15 protein-coding genes and 1 pseudogene are annotated in these 18,162 nt (G+C 32.3%); 8 read left to right on the top strand and 8 right to left on the bottom strand.

All coding sequences use genetic code 11. The features are described 5' to 3' along the window. Positions 1–267: 267 nt before the first annotated feature. Complete coding sequence (locus M4L39_RS00905) at positions 268–771, top strand: DUF805 domain-containing protein (protein ID WP_277580303.1); 504 nt, start codon at positions 268–270, stop codon at positions 769–771. A gap of 255 nt (positions 772–1,026) precedes the next feature. Here the strand turns inward: M4L39_RS00905 and M4L39_RS00900 are convergent, their stop codons facing one another. Then, on the bottom strand, positions 1,027–1,845 hold the full coding sequence (locus tag M4L39_RS00900; RefSeq protein WP_277580302.1) for a LysR family transcriptional regulator: 819 nt from the start codon (positions 1,843–1,845) through the stop codon (positions 1,027–1,029). Between the two features lie 140 nt (positions 1,846–1,985). Here M4L39_RS00900 and M4L39_RS00895 point away from each other — a divergent pair, with 140 nt between their 5' ends. The 3 genes from M4L39_RS00895 (at position 1,986) to M4L39_RS00885 (ending at position 4,894) form a co-directional block, all read left to right on the top strand. Then, the gene (locus M4L39_RS00895; RefSeq protein ID WP_277580301.1) at positions 1,986–2,873 is read left to right on the top strand and encodes a DMT family transporter; all 888 of its coding nucleotides are present in this window, start codon (positions 1,986–1,988) and stop codon (positions 2,871–2,873) included. Between the two features lie 30 nt (positions 2,874–2,903). Beyond that, positions 2,904–3,677, top strand: coding sequence for a pyrroline-5-carboxylate reductase (proC, locus tag M4L39_RS00890; protein ID WP_277580300.1), 774 nt, complete (start codon positions 2,904–2,906; stop codon positions 3,675–3,677). A 407-nt stretch (positions 3,678–4,084) separates the two neighbouring features. Then, entirely contained in the window at positions 4,085–4,894 is an 810-nt protein-coding gene (locus M4L39_RS00885; RefSeq protein WP_277580299.1) for a hypothetical protein, read from the top strand. Positions 4,895–5,011: 117 nt separating this feature from the next. Here M4L39_RS00885 and M4L39_RS00880 read toward each other — a convergent pair whose 3' ends face one another. The 3 genes and pseudogenes from M4L39_RS00880 to bioB form a co-directional block, all read right to left on the bottom strand. Then, entirely contained in the window at positions 5,012–6,112 is a 1,101-nt protein-coding gene (locus M4L39_RS00880) for a hypothetical protein (protein ID WP_277580298.1), read from the bottom strand. After that, positions 6,105–7,358, bottom strand: coding sequence for an ATP-grasp domain-containing protein (locus M4L39_RS00875; protein ID WP_277580297.1), 1,254 nt, complete (start codon positions 7,356–7,358; stop codon positions 6,105–6,107). Before M4L39_RS00875 ends, M4L39_RS00880 begins: the two co-directional genes overlap by 8 nt. Positions 7,359–7,662: 304 nt before the next feature. After that, positions 7,663–8,659: pseudogene (gene bioB, locus M4L39_RS00870) on the bottom strand (biotin synthase BioB). Between the two features lie 270 nt (positions 8,660–8,929). Between bioB and M4L39_RS00865 the strand changes: the two are divergent. Then, the gene (locus M4L39_RS00865; RefSeq protein ID WP_277580296.1) at positions 8,930–10,348 is read left to right on the top strand and encodes a sodium:solute symporter family protein; all 1,419 of its coding nucleotides are present in this window, start codon (positions 8,930–8,932) and stop codon (positions 10,346–10,348) included. A 74-nt stretch (positions 10,349–10,422) separates the two neighbouring features. Here M4L39_RS00865 and M4L39_RS00860 read toward each other — a convergent pair whose 3' ends face one another. Together M4L39_RS00860 and M4L39_RS00855 are read right to left on the bottom strand one after the other, a co-directional pair. After that, the gene (locus M4L39_RS00860) at positions 10,423–11,187 is read right to left on the bottom strand and encodes a 2OG-Fe dioxygenase family protein (RefSeq protein ID WP_277580295.1); all 765 of its coding nucleotides are present in this window, start codon (positions 11,185–11,187) and stop codon (positions 10,423–10,425) included. Positions 11,188–11,491: 304 nt separating this feature from the next. Further along, a complete protein-coding gene (locus tag M4L39_RS00855) occupies positions 11,492–12,997 on the bottom strand; it encodes an FAD-dependent monooxygenase (protein ID WP_277580294.1) in 1,506 nt (501 codons plus the stop codon). 492 nt (positions 12,998–13,489) lie between these two features. On the opposite strand from M4L39_RS00855, the gene M4L39_RS00850 reads away from it, so the two are divergent. The 3 genes from M4L39_RS00850 to M4L39_RS00840 all read left to right on the top strand — a co-directional run bounded on the left by M4L39_RS00850 (position 13,490) and on the right by M4L39_RS00840 (position 16,911). Further along, complete coding sequence (locus tag M4L39_RS00850) at positions 13,490–14,869, top strand: LLM class flavin-dependent oxidoreductase (protein WP_277580293.1); 1,380 nt, start codon at positions 13,490–13,492, stop codon at positions 14,867–14,869. A 25-nt stretch (positions 14,870–14,894) separates the two neighbouring features. Next, entirely contained in the window at positions 14,895–16,394 is a 1,500-nt protein-coding gene (locus tag M4L39_RS00845) for a sodium:solute symporter family protein (protein ID WP_277580292.1), read from the top strand. Positions 16,395–16,521: 127 nt separating this feature from the next. Continuing rightward, on the top strand, positions 16,522–16,911 hold the full coding sequence (locus M4L39_RS00840) for a tautomerase family protein (protein ID WP_277580291.1): 390 nt from the start codon (positions 16,522–16,524) through the stop codon (positions 16,909–16,911). 123 nt (positions 16,912–17,034) lie between these two features. On the opposite strand, the gene M4L39_RS00835 is transcribed toward M4L39_RS00840, so the two are convergent. Next, the gene (locus tag M4L39_RS00835; protein ID WP_277580290.1) at positions 17,035–17,178 is read right to left on the bottom strand and encodes a hypothetical protein; all 144 of its coding nucleotides are present in this window, start codon (positions 17,176–17,178) and stop codon (positions 17,035–17,037) included. Between the two features lie 69 nt (positions 17,179–17,247). Further along, the gene (locus M4L39_RS00830) at positions 17,248–18,072 is read right to left on the bottom strand and encodes an AraC family transcriptional regulator (RefSeq protein ID WP_277580289.1); all 825 of its coding nucleotides are present in this window, start codon (positions 18,070–18,072) and stop codon (positions 17,248–17,250) included. Positions 18,073–18,162 lie beyond the last annotated feature (90 nt).

Below are 18,162 nucleotides of genomic sequence, written 5' to 3'. Positions count from 1 at the left end.
TGGTTTATAAATTTTATTTTTAAATATTACATCAAAATAGGTAATTGATAATTTTTATAAGTTCTATAACTAATAATCTATTAATCAATTTCTCCATAATATCTAATTTCTCGTCTGTTTGACTAATAATAGGTATTTTTATATAAATAAAAAGAAAATAAAATTTTTAAAATTTAAGCTAATTATTTAATACATATTTTTAAAGCTATTTGCTATATACATCTTTATTTTCGTATACTATTACTATCAAACTAAAGGGGAAATTATATGAACAATTCACAAAATCAAGTTATTCAAAGTTATAAAGAATTTTGGACGCGTTTTTTGGACATTAATGGTAGATCTACTCGTCCTAACTTTTGGCATCCTTTTTGGATTAACTTCGTAATATCTTCGCTTTTAGGAATAGTATCAGCAGGTTTATTAAGCAGTGTTTTCGCAATTGCAATTATTATTCCTTCATTTACCGTTATGGTCAGGCGTTTACATGATACAAATCGTACGATGGTTCTTGCAATAGTCTCGCATATCAGTGGTTTCATAGCGATGGTGGCAACTGTTGTATTTATTGTAGGTGTTTTAGCAGTTGCCAGCTCAGGTAGTGGTGGCATGATTGGTGCTTCATTATTAGCTGGTGCATTTGGTGCAGTTGTTGCTGGAGTAATAGCACTATATACTTTATATATATTAGTTAGCACTGGTAATAAAGAACCTAATAATTATGGTTCAGGGGGAAGCTGTGAAATTGCCCCTCAGGCTCATACTCATTAGTTAAATAAATTGATTGAAGGGAGTGGGACAGAAACCTAATTTTCAAATGAGGTTTCGTTGTCCCACCCCGGCAAAGCTGACTCGAACTGAAAAAAGCTTAATATAAGCGCATTTTCAATTCAGTCAGCTACTGCCAAATAACGCTTGGGGATAACACATGTGTTTTTGTCCCAGACTCTTCTTTTCTCATTAATATTAATGACGAATTTCCAAAAGAATATAAATGGAAGCAACAAAGCACTATAAATAATAGTTTTATTTTGTGTTTTCTTTCAAGATACTGTGAAAGTTATTTATGTGTTTTTCTTTTTTTGAGTAAATACCTATCGTTCGCGAAGCGTTTGGAAGTTTAATGTGAGTATACATATCGCTGTTAACCTTTTCCATATATGACTGTGGACAGATGGCTACACTTTCGCTTGTAGCTATAAAGTTTAAAATTGATTCTCTATCTTTGACGTAGGATAAATCCATTTTTTGCGGATTGATATTATTATTTTTAAAATTAAATGTATCACCCGGTGGTTCTAATAAATAATAATGTTGCTGAGCTAAGACTTCTGCATCAATATGATTTATTTCATTTAATGCGTGTTGCTTAGAGAATACAAGTTCATAGGGTTCTTCAAACCAATATTCATAATAAACACCTTCTTGTAACTCAATTTGTTCACCTATTACCAGGTCTAATTTATGTTGTTGAAGATTATTTATTAATTCCTCTGTACTGTTGGCTGGAAATAATCTGATACGCTCATTTTGATTGTTCATTTTATGCAATTTGTCTAATGGGAAATTTGAAATAATACCTACTTTTAAAACGTCAGTATCTTGGTTTTTTAAATAATCAATTTGCTGTTTTACTGATTTAAGGCCTTCATATAACTTTAACCCTTCATTTGTTAAACTAACGCCTCTTGGTGTTGCATCAAATATTTTATAGCCAAAATATTGTTCTATTTGAGCAATTCTTTTCTTAATGCCAGGTGTGCTTATATTTCTTTCAAATGCAGCTTTATTATAACTTTTAGATTCAACTACAGAAAATAAATCTTCTAAGTAATCCACTTCCATACTATCCCACCCTTTAACTCACAGTTTATACTCATTATACTAAGCGCTTATTCCACAAATCACAATACCTTGCTAACATTTAATTAATGAAGGAGGAATGATTTTTCCATGACATTAAACGTATTGAAAAGGATGCAATTATGAAAGCATTAATACAGTTCATAGCATCAATGGTCATATTTGGAACGATAGGCCTTATCATTAAACAAATAAATTTAACATCCGTAGAAATAGCGATGCTCAGCAGTTTTATTGGATGTACATTTTTATTGTTGTTTTACATTATACGTAATAAAAAACTAAATTTTAAATTTTTGAAGTATTATAAATGGCTCATTATTATCTCTAGTTTTGCATTAGCAGGTAACTGGGTATTTTTATTCCAATCATATCAATATACGAGTATTGCGAATGCAACTTTAGGTTATTATTTTGGTCCGATTATTGTGTTACTACTATCTCCATTCATTTTAAAAGAAGCATTGAGTAAAAAAAGTGTGTTATGTATTATCGCTTCACTTATCGGGCTGATATTTATTTTAAGTAACGGTTTTCTACAGCCTGGATCGAATGATGTGTTAGGAATTCTAATTAGTATGCTTGCGGGGAGTTGTTATGCCTGTTTAATGCTTACTAATAAATTTGTTAAACAAGGTAGCCGTATGGATTTAACCATTTTTCAATTAGCTATAACAGCATTGATTTTACTTCCCTTCGTGTTTGGGGTTGATGGTGGGTTTGAAATTCACACACAAATTGCTGCAATACCTTTTATTCTCTTTTTAGGAATTGTTAATACTGGTATTGGCTTTTGGTTATTCTTTTCTGGTATGGAAAAATTAAATGGTCAAAACATTGCATTATTAAGCTATATAGATCCATTAGTCGCAATTTTTATCTCGAGTCTTATTTTACGTGAACAATTTACAGCTTTACAAATAATTGGAGGAATAATACTGATTGCTTCAACGTTCTTGAGTGAATTTTCATTTAATAAATTAAAAATACGAAGGAAACAAGGATTTTAAATACTAAGCATTTAAAAGGGGCGTTTAAATATGAAAATAGGAATTATTGGTGCAGGTAGTATGGGATCGGCAATGATAAAAGGGTTTTATAAATCAAACCACTTAAATATGAATGAAATTTATATCAAATCTGGTAAAAGTAATAAAGCAAAAATGCTTGCAGAGCGTGTAAATGCAAATGTGATTCACACATATAATGACTTAGAAAAAAGTGACATGCTCATTCTAATGGTTAACGAGAGTGACGCTAGAGAAATTTTGGAAAACTTGAGTGAGATAACTAATAAAAATACAATTATCGTTTCTGTCGTACCATCGTTTACTATCGAAGAATTGGAAGGTGTTTTTCCGGAAGAACAGCCTATTGTTAGTTTATTACCCAATACTGTTGTAGAAATAAATCAGGGTATTTTAGGTTATGCGCATAATCAGTATGTTGATGAAGCATCGATTGAATTTGTCTTTAAACCTTTAGGTAATCTTATTAAGGTGAACGAAAATGAATTAGGTATATTTAGCACACTTTCAGGGTGTGGCCCGGCAATGGTCGATGTTTTCATTGAAGGGCTATCAGATGGTGCTGTGTTAAATGGTATGAATAGGGCGCTGTCTTATGAAGTTATTACTGAAATGCTAATTGGTGCTGCAAAATTAGCTCAAGCTTCTGATAAACATACAGCTGAATTGAAAGATGAGGTGACTTCTCCTGGAGGGAGTACAATTAAAACAATAGCTAAATTGGAAAAGCATGCTTTTAGATATACACTTGTTGATGCAATTAATGCTGTTAATAACAAAAACTAAGATGACGTATGACCTGGCACTTGCATTATTTTTTAAAATATATGTAGAAACATATCAAACAATAACTCTAAAAATGAATTGCTTATAAAATAATAGAAAAGATGATTCGCTTGAAATTGCTACCTATCTTCTTTTAACAGGTTAGCTTATTCGTTTCTATGTCCCTTGTAATGTTATAGTTTAAGAAACGCGCTAACTTTATTAACAGCTACTGTGTTATATATTTTTAAGACACATAATCTTATTATGAAATAATATAAGTATTATGATGTCAAAGCTATGAGTATAAAGATAAAAAAGTATGTAAATATATGGCTTAATTGAAGAAAGCGATGATGGGAAATCTTCCTTACATATCATTTCATTGGTTGTAAGTTATACGCTATAAGTATTGGAGAATGTTGTTTATGAATAGTTTTAAAAAAATATTTACAAGTAGCACGAAAACGGCAAATAAAAAAGTAATTACCATATATGTTATTTTACGCTTAATTGTTATTTTAAACCTTATCAATGAAATGATATTTATCCAAAGATGGGATGTGATTTTCACTCTTGTCTTGACGCTTGTTCTATTTATGATTCCACAGCTTACTGAACATTTATTGAAAATTGAAATTCCTAACTTACTTGAATTTATTATTATTCTGTTTATTTTTAGTTCCACAATTTTAGGTGAACTTGGAGATTTTTACAGTTATTTTAGGCTATGGGACACAATGCTTCATTCAATTAATGGATTTTTAGCTGCAGGTATTGGATTTTCGCTGGTATTTTTACTTAACAAAAATGTGAAAGGAATCAATTTAAATCCACTGTTTCTTGCAATAGTTACTTTTTGTTTTTCTATGACGATTGGTGTGATGTGGGAGTTCTTTGAATACACAGTTGATCAGGGTATGGGTATGGACATGCAAAAAGATCGAGTGGTTCAAAAAGTGAATAGTGCAACTTTGGCTAATGAGCACAATACTGTACACCGCATTGATAATATTGAGAAAACCGTTATAGAGAGTAGAGATGCGTCGGGAAATCGTGTTGAAAATGTTGTTAATGGTGGCTATCTTGATGTTGGCATACATGACACAATGAAAGATTTATTTGTGAATTTGCTGGGTGCAGCTACATTTAGTGTGCTAAGTTACTCATACGCGAAATACGACCAGAAAAAATATAAATTTGTTAAGAATTTTATTCTAAAAAGAGAAAAAACATAATTGTTCAATTTCGATATTATGAAGTTAACGACACCTGAAATTAAACTCAAATAGTTAAATCTGAGGACCTCTTTATTCATGTAATCAATTTTATGATTTAACTATTTGAGTTTTCATCTACAGATCTCCTTTTTGGTATTGAGTTTTAAGTAAAATAAGTAATATAGTTAATAAAATGAATGAGGGTAACCAAACAAAATCCAAATTCAACATACCTAGATAAATACAAACAGAAAGGATGGATAGGCCGAGTGCATTTCCCAGGGAATAAACACTTTTTACAGTGTGACTTGCGTATTCTGTCACGATTATTTTTCTGAATATGATTCTTGCACCACCAAAAGATAGACCAAAGCATAGCATTAATAACAGTTTTATTATTATTGTATCCTCGAAGTAATACCATAGAACAGATATTGATATACTTATAATTAAAAAGATATTCATCCATTTATAAGACAGATACTTACTAAGTAAAATACCGATAAGTGCCATACCAACGCCTAAAGCACTATCTAATAATGCTACTTCGTGTATCTCTCGATTTTTATATACTGTAAATGTAGGTAACATAAAATTGATAGTTCCTAATATTGGCCACATAAGCATGCCAACTAAGTAATGAACTATTTTTACAGGTTCCTTTGAAGTATGTGCAGTTTCACAGGTAACATCATGTGTCATCAATTTTACTTTATTAATGCCTAAGTGAAGTAAGAAGTAGACTATCCCGTATATTAAAAAAATCCAAAATAAAGCAATGAATTTCATAATTACTGCAATAAACAAAGGTCCTATCATTAAAGCAACTTGATTGACTGTCATTGAAAGAGAACTATATTTATTAATAAATTCTTCATTTTTATTCTCTACTAATTCAGAAAACCACAATTCTAAACTTGTTTCTAATAGAAAAAATACAATCCATAAAGCAAAATTCAAAAGTATTAATAAAAGCGTGTTTTGGTAAAGCATGGTGATAGCGATAACTATAAAAAATATTCCTAAAAAAGATAATTTTGTAAGGTTACTGCCTGAATAATTTTTAAAAAATAAATTGATTAAAAATGGAGCGAATATTGCAGGAACGAATGAGAGAATAGTTGAAATCGCTAAATCACTTGTAGATTCAGGACTGGCTAATTCCCAGTTAATCGCTAGAATTAATCCACCACAGATAAATCTATATAAAGCCGTAATGATTAAGTAATTATTCATTATAATCATCACTACTATCAAAAATTTTATTTGCTAAATCATTAGCTTTATTTATATGTTTATATATTTTAGTAGTTGGTAGCTCGGGCCAGCCAAATTGCACTAAACCATCACGACTGCTCCAGTTTTCAGGATCACTTACGATATCACCGATATTTTTTAATAAACTGATACGCTTAATTTCGGTATCTTTTGATATATCTGGGAAATTGATATTTGTTATTTTTCCTTTTTGTGCCTTCATGAAAGCTATTGCTGATGTGCTGTTTGGTCTAAATGTGAATGGAGGTTTGAGTTTGTTGTTTATATACATTGCAATATGTAGTTGATAGGGGTTAATGCTGTAAGAAGATTCAACTAAATCCATAATAGCATCTCCGCCTGGTCTAGCTGCGGCTTCAATGACGTATAGATTGTTGTCTTTGATTTTTATTTCTATGTGAGCTACCCCACGATTAATTCCTAAAGATTTACATGATTGTATTGCTAGTTTTTTAATATTTTCATCTTTATATCTGTGGCTAGGAACTAAGTGCCCCATTTCAGTAAACCAAGGTCTTGGAGATAAATATTTTTCTGTGACAGTGATTACTTCATAGAAGTTTTCACCACATAAGACTTCTACAGACACTTCCTCGTTGCTATCGATAAATGCTTCAATAAGAAACGTATTTTTAGAAACTTTGAAAGAATCAGCATAAGCAGCCATAACTTTTTGAGATTTCATATAAGCTTCCTTACATTCTGCTTCATTATTAGCTAAGTAAACGCCGCCACTACCACCAAAATCTACAGGTTTTATAATAACGGGAAACTCAAATGTTTGTATCAATTCTTTCAATTGTTCAATAGTTTCAAAAAGTTTCGATTTTGGAGTAGGGATATCAGCTTTTTCAAATACTTCCTTCATTAGATGTTTATTTCTACAAGCTTCTACGACTTCATCATCAAGGTAAGGCAACCCGTAGTCTTTGTTTAACTTATTAGCTACTTTAAGTGTCCAATCATTTAAAGGAACTATAGATTTAGGTTCATAACCTTGTGTTTTATAATAGTCTATTTCATTTTTTATATCCTCATAACTTAAGGGGTCTGCATCAATACAAAAATCAAAATAAGCATTGTATTTATATTTCGAACCTTTTATTGCTGTCCATATCTGAAAATCTCTTATTGATTTCCCACCGGCATATGATCGTTCTCTAAGGAATTGATCAGCTCCTAATAACAGTAAATATTCTTCCATATTAGCCTCCTTAATTTTTATGCATATTTTATTACATAAAAATAATACCATATTAATGTAAATTCAAACAATTAGGAAAACGATTATTTTGTTATAGTATTGTGGTTTGTTTTATATAGTGTTGCTTTGTCTTGATTAGAAGTTTGGAAAAACTTAGTGAGCTGATTGGTTAAGAAGTATCATGATCTAAGTTAGCGTACAGATTTGAGGTTAATATTTTAAAGGATTTTAAAGGATTTTAAAGTTATAGACTGGGGATGAAATCAAATTTCATATTTTTGATTTCATTCCCAGTCTTTTTTTATTAAAATAAAGTTTTATTCTCCTTGCAGTTCATTGTATCCAAAGTCAATTTCAAAACCTAAATCTTGAATCATTTTATAGTCTAGTTGATTTGGCTGTCCTCCAGTAATTAAATAGTCTCCTACAAATATTGAATTTGCAGCCTTCAAAGCTAAAGGTTGTAGTGAACGTAAATTAACCTCTCTACCACCAGCAATTCTAATTTCTTTAGATGGATTAACGAGTCTAAATAAAGCAATTAGTCTTAAACATTTCATAGGAGTTAATTCATCCATTTCTCCGAACTTTGTGCCTTGAATAGGATGTAAAAAATTAATAGGAATACTATCGGCATCAATTTCTTTTAAGGCGAACGCCATATCAATAATATCTTGATTTGATTCTCCCGTACCACAAATGACACCAGAACATGGTGAAATATTGTTTGCTTTCATAATTTCTAAAGTATTGGTTCTATCCTTATAAGTATGTGTAGTTACAACTGTTTCATGGTAGTTTTCGCTTGTATTTATATTATGGTTATATCTATCGACACCAGCTGCCTTGAGTTTTTTAGCTTGCTCATCATTGGTTAATCCAAGACATGCACATACTTTCAACTGTGGGTGATTTGATTTTATTTCTTCTACAGTTCTACTTATATGGTCAATTTCTTTATTACTTGGACCTCTACCGCTCATAACAATACAATAAGTGCCTATATTGTTTTCATGCGCTACTTTGGCACCACTAACGATTTGTTCTTCTGGCACTAAACTATAGCGCTGCTTTTGTTTCATATCCCTAGATTGACCGCAATAACCACAATCTTCAGGACAGATACCACTTTTTGCATTTAAAATCATGTTTAATTTAACTTTTTTACCGTAATAGTGTTTTCTTAATATGTAAGCCTCGTTTAATAAATCTAATGTGTCTACGTTAGAATCTTCATATATTTTTAGTAGTGTATCTTTAGTTAATGTTTCCCCTTGTAAAATATCTTCAGCTAATTTCATATTAATTCTCCTCATTTGATTAGGCTTTATTAGTTTCTCTTGTTTATAATAAAGCTCTTTCTATATAAATGTAAATCAAAATAAATAATTAGTTTACAATATCTACGTGTTAGCTAAAAATTCTGATGAGGGGGGGACAATGTTTTATATTCAACTTGGTTAAGAAAGTCTAATGACATCAACAAAAACTTAAAATATAGTTTGATTCATGTAAGCAGTCACGATAAACTAAAGGCATTGTGAAAAATATATTTACAAGGGGATAGTGTAGTGTTTAATAGTAGTGAACAATTAATTTTAGGATTTACGATCATTATTTATTTTATTTTTTTACTGTCAATGTCTGTATACATACAAAGAAAAATTAAAACTTATGATGACTATAATATGGCAAGTAGAACGGTAACATTATGGCCACTGATTTTAACATTTGTCAGCACTGGTGTAGGCGGCGCGACATTGTTAGGTTATATGGAGAATGGTTATACATTAGGTATGGGACAGCAGTGGATTCATATCACTATGATGGCCGCTGTTATTGTACTTGCATTCTTTTTATTAAAACGTATTAGATTATTAGGTGAAAAGCATAATATGGTGACAATCGGTGATTATACTGCGCTTCGTTATGGTGAATCAGCACGTATTCCAACTGTTATCAGTTTCTTATTTGCATATTGTGCGATGACAGGTATGCAGTTTGTTGCAATTGCTTCTATTTTGAATTTAACAATAGGATTAAATATGACAGCGGGTATTATTATAGGATGTATCTTGCTGACTATAAAAACATATCTAGGCGGCTTAAAAGCTGTCGTTTGGCAAGACGTTGTTCAAGGAACAATACTTACAATCGGTGTTATTGTGTTATTCTTTGTGGTTATCTATTACTCAGGTAGTTGGAGTGATATTCAAGCCAATGCAAGCAGTCAAAACCAAAGCGATATGTTAAATTACCTTAATATTACACCGAATGAAATCTTAATTTATCTGCTAACATTAGCGTTCTATCAATTTATCAGACAAGATGTGTGGCAACGTATTTGGGCCGCTAAAGATTTGAAAACTGCAAGAAATGGTTATGGTATTTCTATGATTATTGCAGTAGCGTTAGGTGCAATGACAGTGTTTATAGGTGTCTATGCTAAGTTTGGTTTGAATTTGGACATAGCAGAAACACCATTAGTTTATTATAATGTCATTCAAGAAGTGTTCCCATTTCCATTAGTACTCATAATGATTATCGTCTTATTAGCAGCGGTAATATCTAGCGCGGATTCCTTCTTTATTGCAGGTTCTTCATCTATAGCAAATGATATTATAAAACCAAATGTGAAAAGTCATAATCAACATAAAATGCTATTATATAGTAAACTTTCAGTATTAATCGTAGCTGTTATTTCTTTAGTATTAGCACTTATGATTCCAGAATTAGTAAATCTGATGGTAACAGGCACTGCAATGACAGTTTCAGGATTGCTTGCGCCAGTGATTTTCGGTCTGTTTTGGCAAAAACCTACCAAACTTGCGGGTAACGTCGCAATGTGGAGTGGACTTGGCTCAGCAGTAATTTGGCAAATACTTGGTCATCCGTTTGGTCTGCATCCAATCTTAATTGGGTTACCACTTTCAACAATTATGTTATTACTTGTAACATTCTTGGGTAAAAAAGATTACGCGACAGCTTAAAGTATTCACTTTATTAAAAATAAGATTCAGCATAAATAAACCCCCTGCTTTTATAAAAGCAGGGGGTTTTAATATTATTCATCGACATCTGCAACGACTGTTTGTTGGTAATCAATTAATATAACAGATCTAAGGCCTGTGCCTTGTTCTGAACCTTTTTCAACTGGACTCACATAATGACTGACATTAGGATCGTAAACGCCATAGGATTCTAAAGGGTTTTCCATTTCAAAAACTTCTATTATATTGTTTTCATCAGTTTCTTTGGGATCATTTCCAGCAGCTTCAGGTACAGCGATAGCATTTGTTCCACCAATAATATTTTTTCTTTCGACTAAATGAGCAAACGTAAACGGCTCTCCGTCTTGATGTAAACAGTTCGGAGAAGAAACAGCCTTATCTCCGTCATTTTCTACATACAATTTAACGAAATGCACACCCACATGAATCGGTAAGATTTTATCTTCTTCGTTCCAAAATGTTTCATGATAATTGGCTATAATAATATCGTTCAACAATTTATTACTTCTTATATTTTCATCAATAGAATGGAATTCTCTATATGAGCCAGAATGTTCTGGATTAAACTTCCCTTGAAAATACGCAGAATAATCAACGCCGTTTCTTTCAATCGTAGGGAGCCAAAAAACATCTTCTGTTCCAGGTAAAACGATTGCTCTAGAGTATCTTCTATATCTATTAAGGTTAGGGGCATAATCATCTTCAGGTAAGCCAGCAAAGTATTCTAATATTTCATTGTAATCCTGTTCAATACCCTCATAATTTAAACTTTTCATTAAATCATATCTTGAATAACCATCTTTTTGTAATTTATTCATTATTCAATAAGTATCCTTTCTATTTTTAAAGTTGACAATGTGTGAATATCCGCACTAATTGCGTCCAATTGTTCATAATTCTTATGTATATTACTTAATGATCTCTTTTTTATTTTATACCATTGTAACTAGCAAACACAAATATCGATAAATTTTGATTTCTTGAACTAGTACGAAAAAAACTCACTCATCTTATTTGATGAATGAGATTCTTGTTTACTTTACCAAATTAAAAATCATCTTCGAAATGATTTGCAAAGCAAATCAGTAATGCATTTCCGATACATGATTTTCAAGATCTAAGTTAATTTAAACGATAAATATCATAATTATGAACCATACTTTTTATAGGTTCTAAATTTTGGAGGCCTGTAGCTACGGATACGTAACTATCTGGACGTACTAGAAATACTGAATTTTCTTTAATACCTTTCGCATTGATTGATCTGTTCCAAGGTACATCATACAGCGGAACACCAGTTTCAAAAGCGAGTTGTTTGAGTTCTTGCGTAACTTTACCATACGTGTGAAGTTGCCAATCATAAGATTTTAATGGTTCAAAGTTATCAATATTACTTGTATGCACCCATGGTAAGCGGTCTCCACCTTTAATGTCACCATATTCTCCGCTACTTAATTCACTATGTCGATAGTTTAAATTAGTTTGAGAAATTGTTTTAAATATTAATTGTTTTAAAGTGTTAAAACGTAATAATTTAGGTGCAAAGAAAGGGATGACGAAATTTTTTACCATACGACTATTGGTCATGATTTGAAAAGCTTTGTCTGTCGTATTCACTAACCTTTGAGCGAATTCGATACGTTCAGGTTCGTAGGTATCTAGTAATTTTGGTGCGGCTTTTTCTTTTAGAACTGCTCCAAGTTTCCAAGCTAAATTAAGCGCATCACTTATACCTGTATTCATACCTTGACCACCAGCAGGACTATGGATATGGCCAGCATCTCCACATAAGAAAGCACGGCCTAGTCTGAATTTTTCAGCAACACGATGGTGGGAACGATAGGGTGAATACCAATTCACTTTATTTATTTGTATGGGTAAGATACGTTCAACATGCGGAATTAGAGGAGTGAGTGATTGAGGACCGTCACCCTCTACTACAAGATCATCAGGTATTAAACCAATAAGACGTAGTTGTCCTGTAGTTCTAATAGGGAATCCTAAACAAAAGTAGTTATCATAGAAGCCCATGGATGCCGTTTTTAATGCAGTATCATTTTCTACATCAGCGACGAAGAACATTTGACGGTATGTTCCGCCTGGGAAATCAATATTAAGCGTCTTCCTAACAACACTACCGGCACCGTCACAACCACAAATGTAGGCAAATGTTTTTGTGATATCTCCCTCAGGTGTATTTATGGTAGTTGTTACAACGTCACCATCATCATCAAAACTTAATAGTTCGTGCTTCCAACTAATTTGTCCACCTCGTTTTTCTAACACATCAACGAGTATTCTTTCGTGGACGTCTTGAGGTAGTGTTAAAACATATGGATAAGGGCTCATGCCTTCACCTATTTTACCTACAGGTATGTTTGCAACATCCTTATTATCTTTATATAAATTTATAGTATCTACTAAAAATCCTTTTTCTACAATCTTATCTGCGAAACCTAATTGCTGATAAAATTCAAGCACTCTTGCCTGTATAGCCATTGCACGTGAAGCGGTTCCAGGACCTTCATTTTTATCAATAATTTTAAACGGAATCCCTTGATTACTTAATGAAATCGCCATGGCTAAACCACTAGGACCAGCGCCAACTATTAATACTTCATTACTCATATTTATCTAACTCCCATCCACTATAATTTCTTATCGCAAGTTAAACATATAATAATTAAACACAGTGTTCAATTACTGTAATTTAGAAAATAGACACTTGCAGTCATATGTTCATTAAAATTATGAAATAGGTGAATTATCTTTTCCTGGATTTTACTTTACGTATATCTATTATATTCTCATCCAATTCTTTCATACCCCAATGATTAAGTTTCACTTAGTTTAATTCACATTCATAAACCGATTCAAATGAACAAAAGGATTTTACCGATTTAATCCGACTATTCTTATAGTATTTACTGATTTGGTGTTGACGAAGTATGTAATATTCGCTATATTTACTAGCATAGATATTATCTGAAAATTCTATGTATTGGGAATTTTCATCTTAGGAAATGGCTAAAGTAATTCAAAAAATATTAAATTAAATTTTAAAATTTCCTCAACAGTCACTATTAAGCACAACGAAACTACATTTAGGAGGAAAAATATATGCCGAAGAAGCAGATACATTTTAATGGATTTGTTCAAAACTCACCATCCCCACATTCATCTGGATTATGGAAACATAACGAAGACCAAGGTGCACATCATAATCAATTAGATTATTGGATAAATATTGCGCAGACCTTAGAGAAAGGTAAGTTTGATTCTATATTTATTGCAGATGTTTTAGGAACATATAGTGTTTATAATCAATCGAGTGATGCTGCAATTAAGCATGCAGTCCAACTGCCTGCGCACGATCCCATACCGATTATTTCTGCAATGGCTGCAGTGACAAAGCATATTGGTTTTGCACCAACAATCTCTACTACCTATGCACAACCATATAGTTTAGCCAGACAATTATCTACATTAGATCATTTAACCAATGGTCGTTTAGGTTGGAATGTCGTTACTTCTTATTTAGAAAGTGAAGCGATTAACTTAGGGTTGAAAGAACGATTACCAAAAGATTTAAGATATAACAAAGCAGATGAATTTCTCCAAGTCGTTTATAAACTTTGGGAGGAAAGCTGGGAAGACGGCTCTGTAATTAATGATAAAGCTACTGATACGTACGCAGATCCTGATAAAGTGCATGAAATTAACCATGAAGGTGAATTCTTTAGTGTGCCTGGCCCTCATTTAGTTGAACCGTCACCTCAAAGAACACCTGTATTATTCCAAGCAGGCGCTTCAGAAAAAGGTAAAACGTTTGCTGCTAAACATGCAGAAGCTGTGTTTACAAAACATACTTCAGTAGAATCATTGAAGCGCTATGTAGATGATATACACACAAGAGCTGAAAAGCATGGCAGAAGTAAGGAAGATATTTTAGTGTTTCCTATGGTACTCCCAATTATCGGAGAAACAGAAGAAGAAGCCTATCAAAAATATGAAGCATTAACAGAACATATCAGCTATGAAGGTTCCGCATCATTGCTAAGTGGACATACAGGAATTGATTTTTCAGAGTACGACCCAGATCAGTATATAGAAGATATTGAGACGGAAGCGATGCAAGGCAATCTTAATATGTATACCAAAGACCCACACCATAAATGGACACTCAGAGAAGCTGTGAAAAACCATGGACTTGGCAATGGCACAGCTAAATTTATTGGAACGAAAGAGCAAGTCGCTGATAAATTTGAAGCATGGACAGTTGAAGGTGGGGCAGCTGGGTTTAATATCGCTCAAAGTTATTCACCTGGTACATTTGAAGAATTTGTTGAGCATGTTATCCCTGAATTACAAAAAAGAGGTCTATATAGAACAGAATACGAAGGCACAACACTTCGTGAAAATATGTTCGGTAAAGACCAAAAAACAATAAAGGAAAATCATCCAGCAAAAAACAAGAGTGCAGCGAATACTCTTATATAAATTAATAAAAAAGGAGTAAAGAACAATGGATGAAATTTCTCTCTATACATGGATAGGCTTCATATTATTTATGATAGTCATGGTCATCGTGGGTTATATCAGCTCACGAAAGATGAAAAATATCGCTGATTTTGCCACTGGTGGCGGCAACATCGGGCCAAGAGTGCTCGGACTATCATTTGCAGCAACATACTTAAGTGCAGCCACCTTTTTAGGTTACCCAGGTTGGTCTTATGAATGGGGTCTTAATAACTTATGGCTATTTCTAGCTATGTTTATCGGTGGACCCACGGGTGTCTTAATGGTTGCCAAAAAGGTAAGGAAATTAAATACAACTCAAAAATCTTTATCCCTTCCAGATTGGTTAGGAGATTTCTACGACAGCGATATTATGCGTGTAGGTACTGGCGTTATCCTTCTCTTTAATATATTTTATATAGCCAGTCAATTTGTTGCAGGCGCAAGGATTTTTGAATATTTACTTGGTATGTCTTACTTTAGCGGACTCGTCTTTATAGCCGTTATTGTCGTACTATACGTATACGTTGGTGGTGCACTTGCAGACATTTATACTGATGCGATACAAGTTATCATTATGGCGATTGCAGGTCTTGGTGTATTTATCTCAGGTATCGTTATTTTTTGGAAAGGGAGTATTACAAGTACATTTTCTGGTATCGCAAATAATTTATCTAACCAAAATGAAAATTTAGTTAAAGTATTTAATCCAGAATCTGTACATTTCAACTCTTTTGCCATGGTTTTAGGTGCAATCGTCATACAGTGGGCGTTTGCCTCTGCACCACATTTATTTAATAAAATATTAGGTTTAAAAAATGAAAAAGATTTAGGAAAAATGATCAATACTTATATTATTGTTACTGGGCTTTGTCTACTCGTGTTATTCGGTGGTATATTCGCTCGTGTCGCATTGGGTAATAGTGTTGAAACATCAGACTTAGCACTGCTTGACTATATCATTTGGGCATTTCCTGCAGTGATTGTAGCACTTTTTGGAGTGGTCATTTTAGCTGCAGCGATGTCGACAACAGATGGATTATTTGTATCTATTTCTACAGTATTTGCGAATGATATATTCTTGAAATTCTTAGTTAAAAGAAAAATAATTAATATTAGTGATGAAAAAGCGAATAGAATTGCATTTCAAATAAGTAAAATCAGTGTACCAATTGTAGGTTTATTATCATTTTTACTTGTCTTACAACCTCCAAAACATATGAGTGACATTATGTGGATTGGAATATCAGGTATCGCAGCGGGTACATTAGGCCCTATCTTACATGCCATATACGCCAAGAAGAAAGCACCAGCTAAAGCCGCAGAAATATCAATGTTTGTAGGACTGGGGTCATATTTAGTCATTTACTTCGGTGGTATTATTCCAAGTACAATGTCAGCAGGTGCAGTAGCAACATTTATCGGTATCGCAACAATTACAATTGCTGCATTTATCATCAAGCCAAAAGATAATCAAAAATATAATGTAGAAGAAGGTAATAATTAATGTTTGTTAATGAGATGCTATCGATATGGTTATATGGTTTTCTAGGAATGTTTGTCGTAGTATATATTTCGTTAAAAGTCGGGTATTCAAATAAAGATAAATAACTTATTTTAAAAGGAGAATTTATATGCCATTAATTAAATTAGATATGATCAAAGGTAGAGAAAAAGAGGAAATCAAAAGTATTTTAGATATCACATATAACGTGATGTTAGATGCGTTTCAAGCACCAAAAGGTGATAAATATTTAATTGTGAATCAACATGAGGACTATGAAATGGAAATATTAGATACAGGCTTAGGCGTTGAAAGAACGGACGACGTGATTGTATTTACTATCGTTTCAAGACCGAGGACAAAAGAACAAAAAACGACGTTCTACAAAAATTTAGTGAATACGCTACATGAAAAAGTAGGGATTCGTAAAGAAGATATTATGATTAGTTTAGTAGAAAATACCGATGAAAACTGGAGCTTCTTTAACGGTGAAGCACAATTTCTAACAGGTGATTTATAATCTGGTTAGGGGTCATATTATTTCGTCAGGCGGCAACACTTTTCAAAATCGGTTCATTTATATAAAAGCATAAGAAAGACACTTCCGCTACTAAGTGGAAGTGTCTTTCTTATATTTCATAAATTAGAATTTATCTTTTAAGTCTTTAGCTTTATCTGTTGCTTGATCTTTCACTTCTTCTTTTTTCTCATCGTCATTTTTAATTTCGTCGGCCTTATCTTTAGCTTTATCTGTTGCTTGATCTTTATACTCGTCAAACTTACTCATAAATAAACGCCTCCTTTAAAATGTTATATTACTATGTTTCCACATATCAAAGAACTTAAACATATTAAGCTAAGAAAAATTTTTTCGATATTCAGACGCACTAATTTCAAAGTGCTTTGTAAAATTTTTAGAAAATAACAAAGGGTCTTTATATCCAACTTTACTTGAAACTTCACATATCATATTATTCGTATGTATAAGTAATTGAGATGCATGATACATACGGATATATGTTAAGTATGCTTTGGGAGAACAATTTAAATTCTTCTTAAACAGCTTGAATAAATGACTGCGAGTGACATTAACATATTGCGCAACATCAACGACACTAATATTCTTGTGATAGTTTGAATTGATAAATTCGACTGCTTTTTGGATATCTTCGTTAACAATATTGACGTTAACTGAGAAATTTTTAGGAAACTGTTCTTGAAGCATATAAACTAATTGGTATATATGTTGCATGATTAAAATATCATGTGAGTTGCTAGACTCAATCGTTTTTGAGAGATTGCAGATATTATGAATCGTTTTTTTAATTTCAGAAGTGTCTTTATCTATAATGACGTGATCATCAACGATATAACTGCGTGCTAAATAATCTAGAATCTGTTTACCGCTAATACCTACCCAATAATAAGTCCAAGGTTTAGAAAATGAAGGCTTATATTCAACTTCCATGCCTTTTTCTATTAAAAACATATCGCCTTTTTTTAAATTAAAACTTTTTCCATTATATTTAAAAATGCCTTCACCATGAGTCACGATATGTATTACGGATGTTTGTGAAACTGTATAATTGTAACCTACGTTTGGCACACCAACTTCAATACCACATTCTACTAAATTAGCGTCAATCAACTTTTTGCTGAATTTCTTCCATAAAACTTGCATAATACACCTCTCAATTCATCATATTGTACTTCTTTAAACTTATATAATCACATTATAATTAAAAAATGCAACATTTTGCCATACAACATC

It is taken from the genome of Staphylococcus equorum, from assembly GCF_029531845.1.
Taxonomy (GTDB): Bacteria; Bacillota; Bacilli; order Staphylococcales; family Staphylococcaceae; genus Staphylococcus; species Staphylococcus equorum_C.
The sequence above is the reverse complement of the archived record's forward strand: the minus strand, read 5'-3'. Positions and strand labels throughout refer to the sequence as shown.

Coding starts and splice junctions, on each gene's coding strand:
- M4L39_RS00905 (WP_277580303.1), top strand. CDS start 268: ATGAACAATTCACAAAATCAAGTTATTCAAAGTTATAAAGAATTTTGG.
- M4L39_RS00900 (WP_277580302.1), bottom strand. CDS start 1,845: ATGGAAGTGGATTACTTAGAAGATTTATTTTCTGTAGTTGAATCTAAA.
- M4L39_RS00895 (WP_277580301.1), top strand. CDS start 1,986: ATGAAAGCATTAATACAGTTCATAGCATCAATGGTCATATTTGGAACG.
- proC (WP_277580300.1), top strand. CDS start 2,904: ATGAAAATAGGAATTATTGGTGCAGGTAGTATGGGATCGGCAATGATA.
- M4L39_RS00885 (WP_277580299.1), top strand. CDS start 4,085: ATGAATAGTTTTAAAAAAATATTTACAAGTAGCACGAAAACGGCAAAT.
- M4L39_RS00880 (WP_277580298.1), bottom strand. CDS start 6,112: ATGAATAATTACTTAATCATTACGGCTTTATATAGATTTATCTGTGGT.
- M4L39_RS00875 (WP_277580297.1), bottom strand. CDS start 7,358: ATGGAAGAATATTTACTGTTATTAGGAGCTGATCAATTCCTTAGAGAA.
- M4L39_RS00860 (WP_277580295.1), bottom strand. CDS start 11,187: ATGAATAAATTACAAAAAGATGGTTATTCAAGATATGATTTAATGAAA.
- M4L39_RS00855 (WP_277580294.1), bottom strand. CDS start 12,997: ATGAGTAATGAAGTATTAATAGTTGGCGCTGGTCCTAGTGGTTTAGCC.
- M4L39_RS00850 (WP_277580293.1), top strand. CDS start 13,490: ATGCCGAAGAAGCAGATACATTTTAATGGATTTGTTCAAAACTCACCA.
- M4L39_RS00845 (WP_277580292.1), top strand. CDS start 14,895: ATGGATGAAATTTCTCTCTATACATGGATAGGCTTCATATTATTTATG.
- M4L39_RS00840 (WP_277580291.1), top strand. CDS start 16,522: ATGCCATTAATTAAATTAGATATGATCAAAGGTAGAGAAAAAGAGGAA.
- M4L39_RS00835 (WP_277580290.1), bottom strand. CDS start 17,178: ATGAGTAAGTTTGACGAGTATAAAGATCAAGCAACAGATAAAGCTAAA.
- M4L39_RS00830 (WP_277580289.1), bottom strand. CDS start 18,072: ATGCAAGTTTTATGGAAGAAATTCAGCAAAAAGTTGATTGACGCTAAT.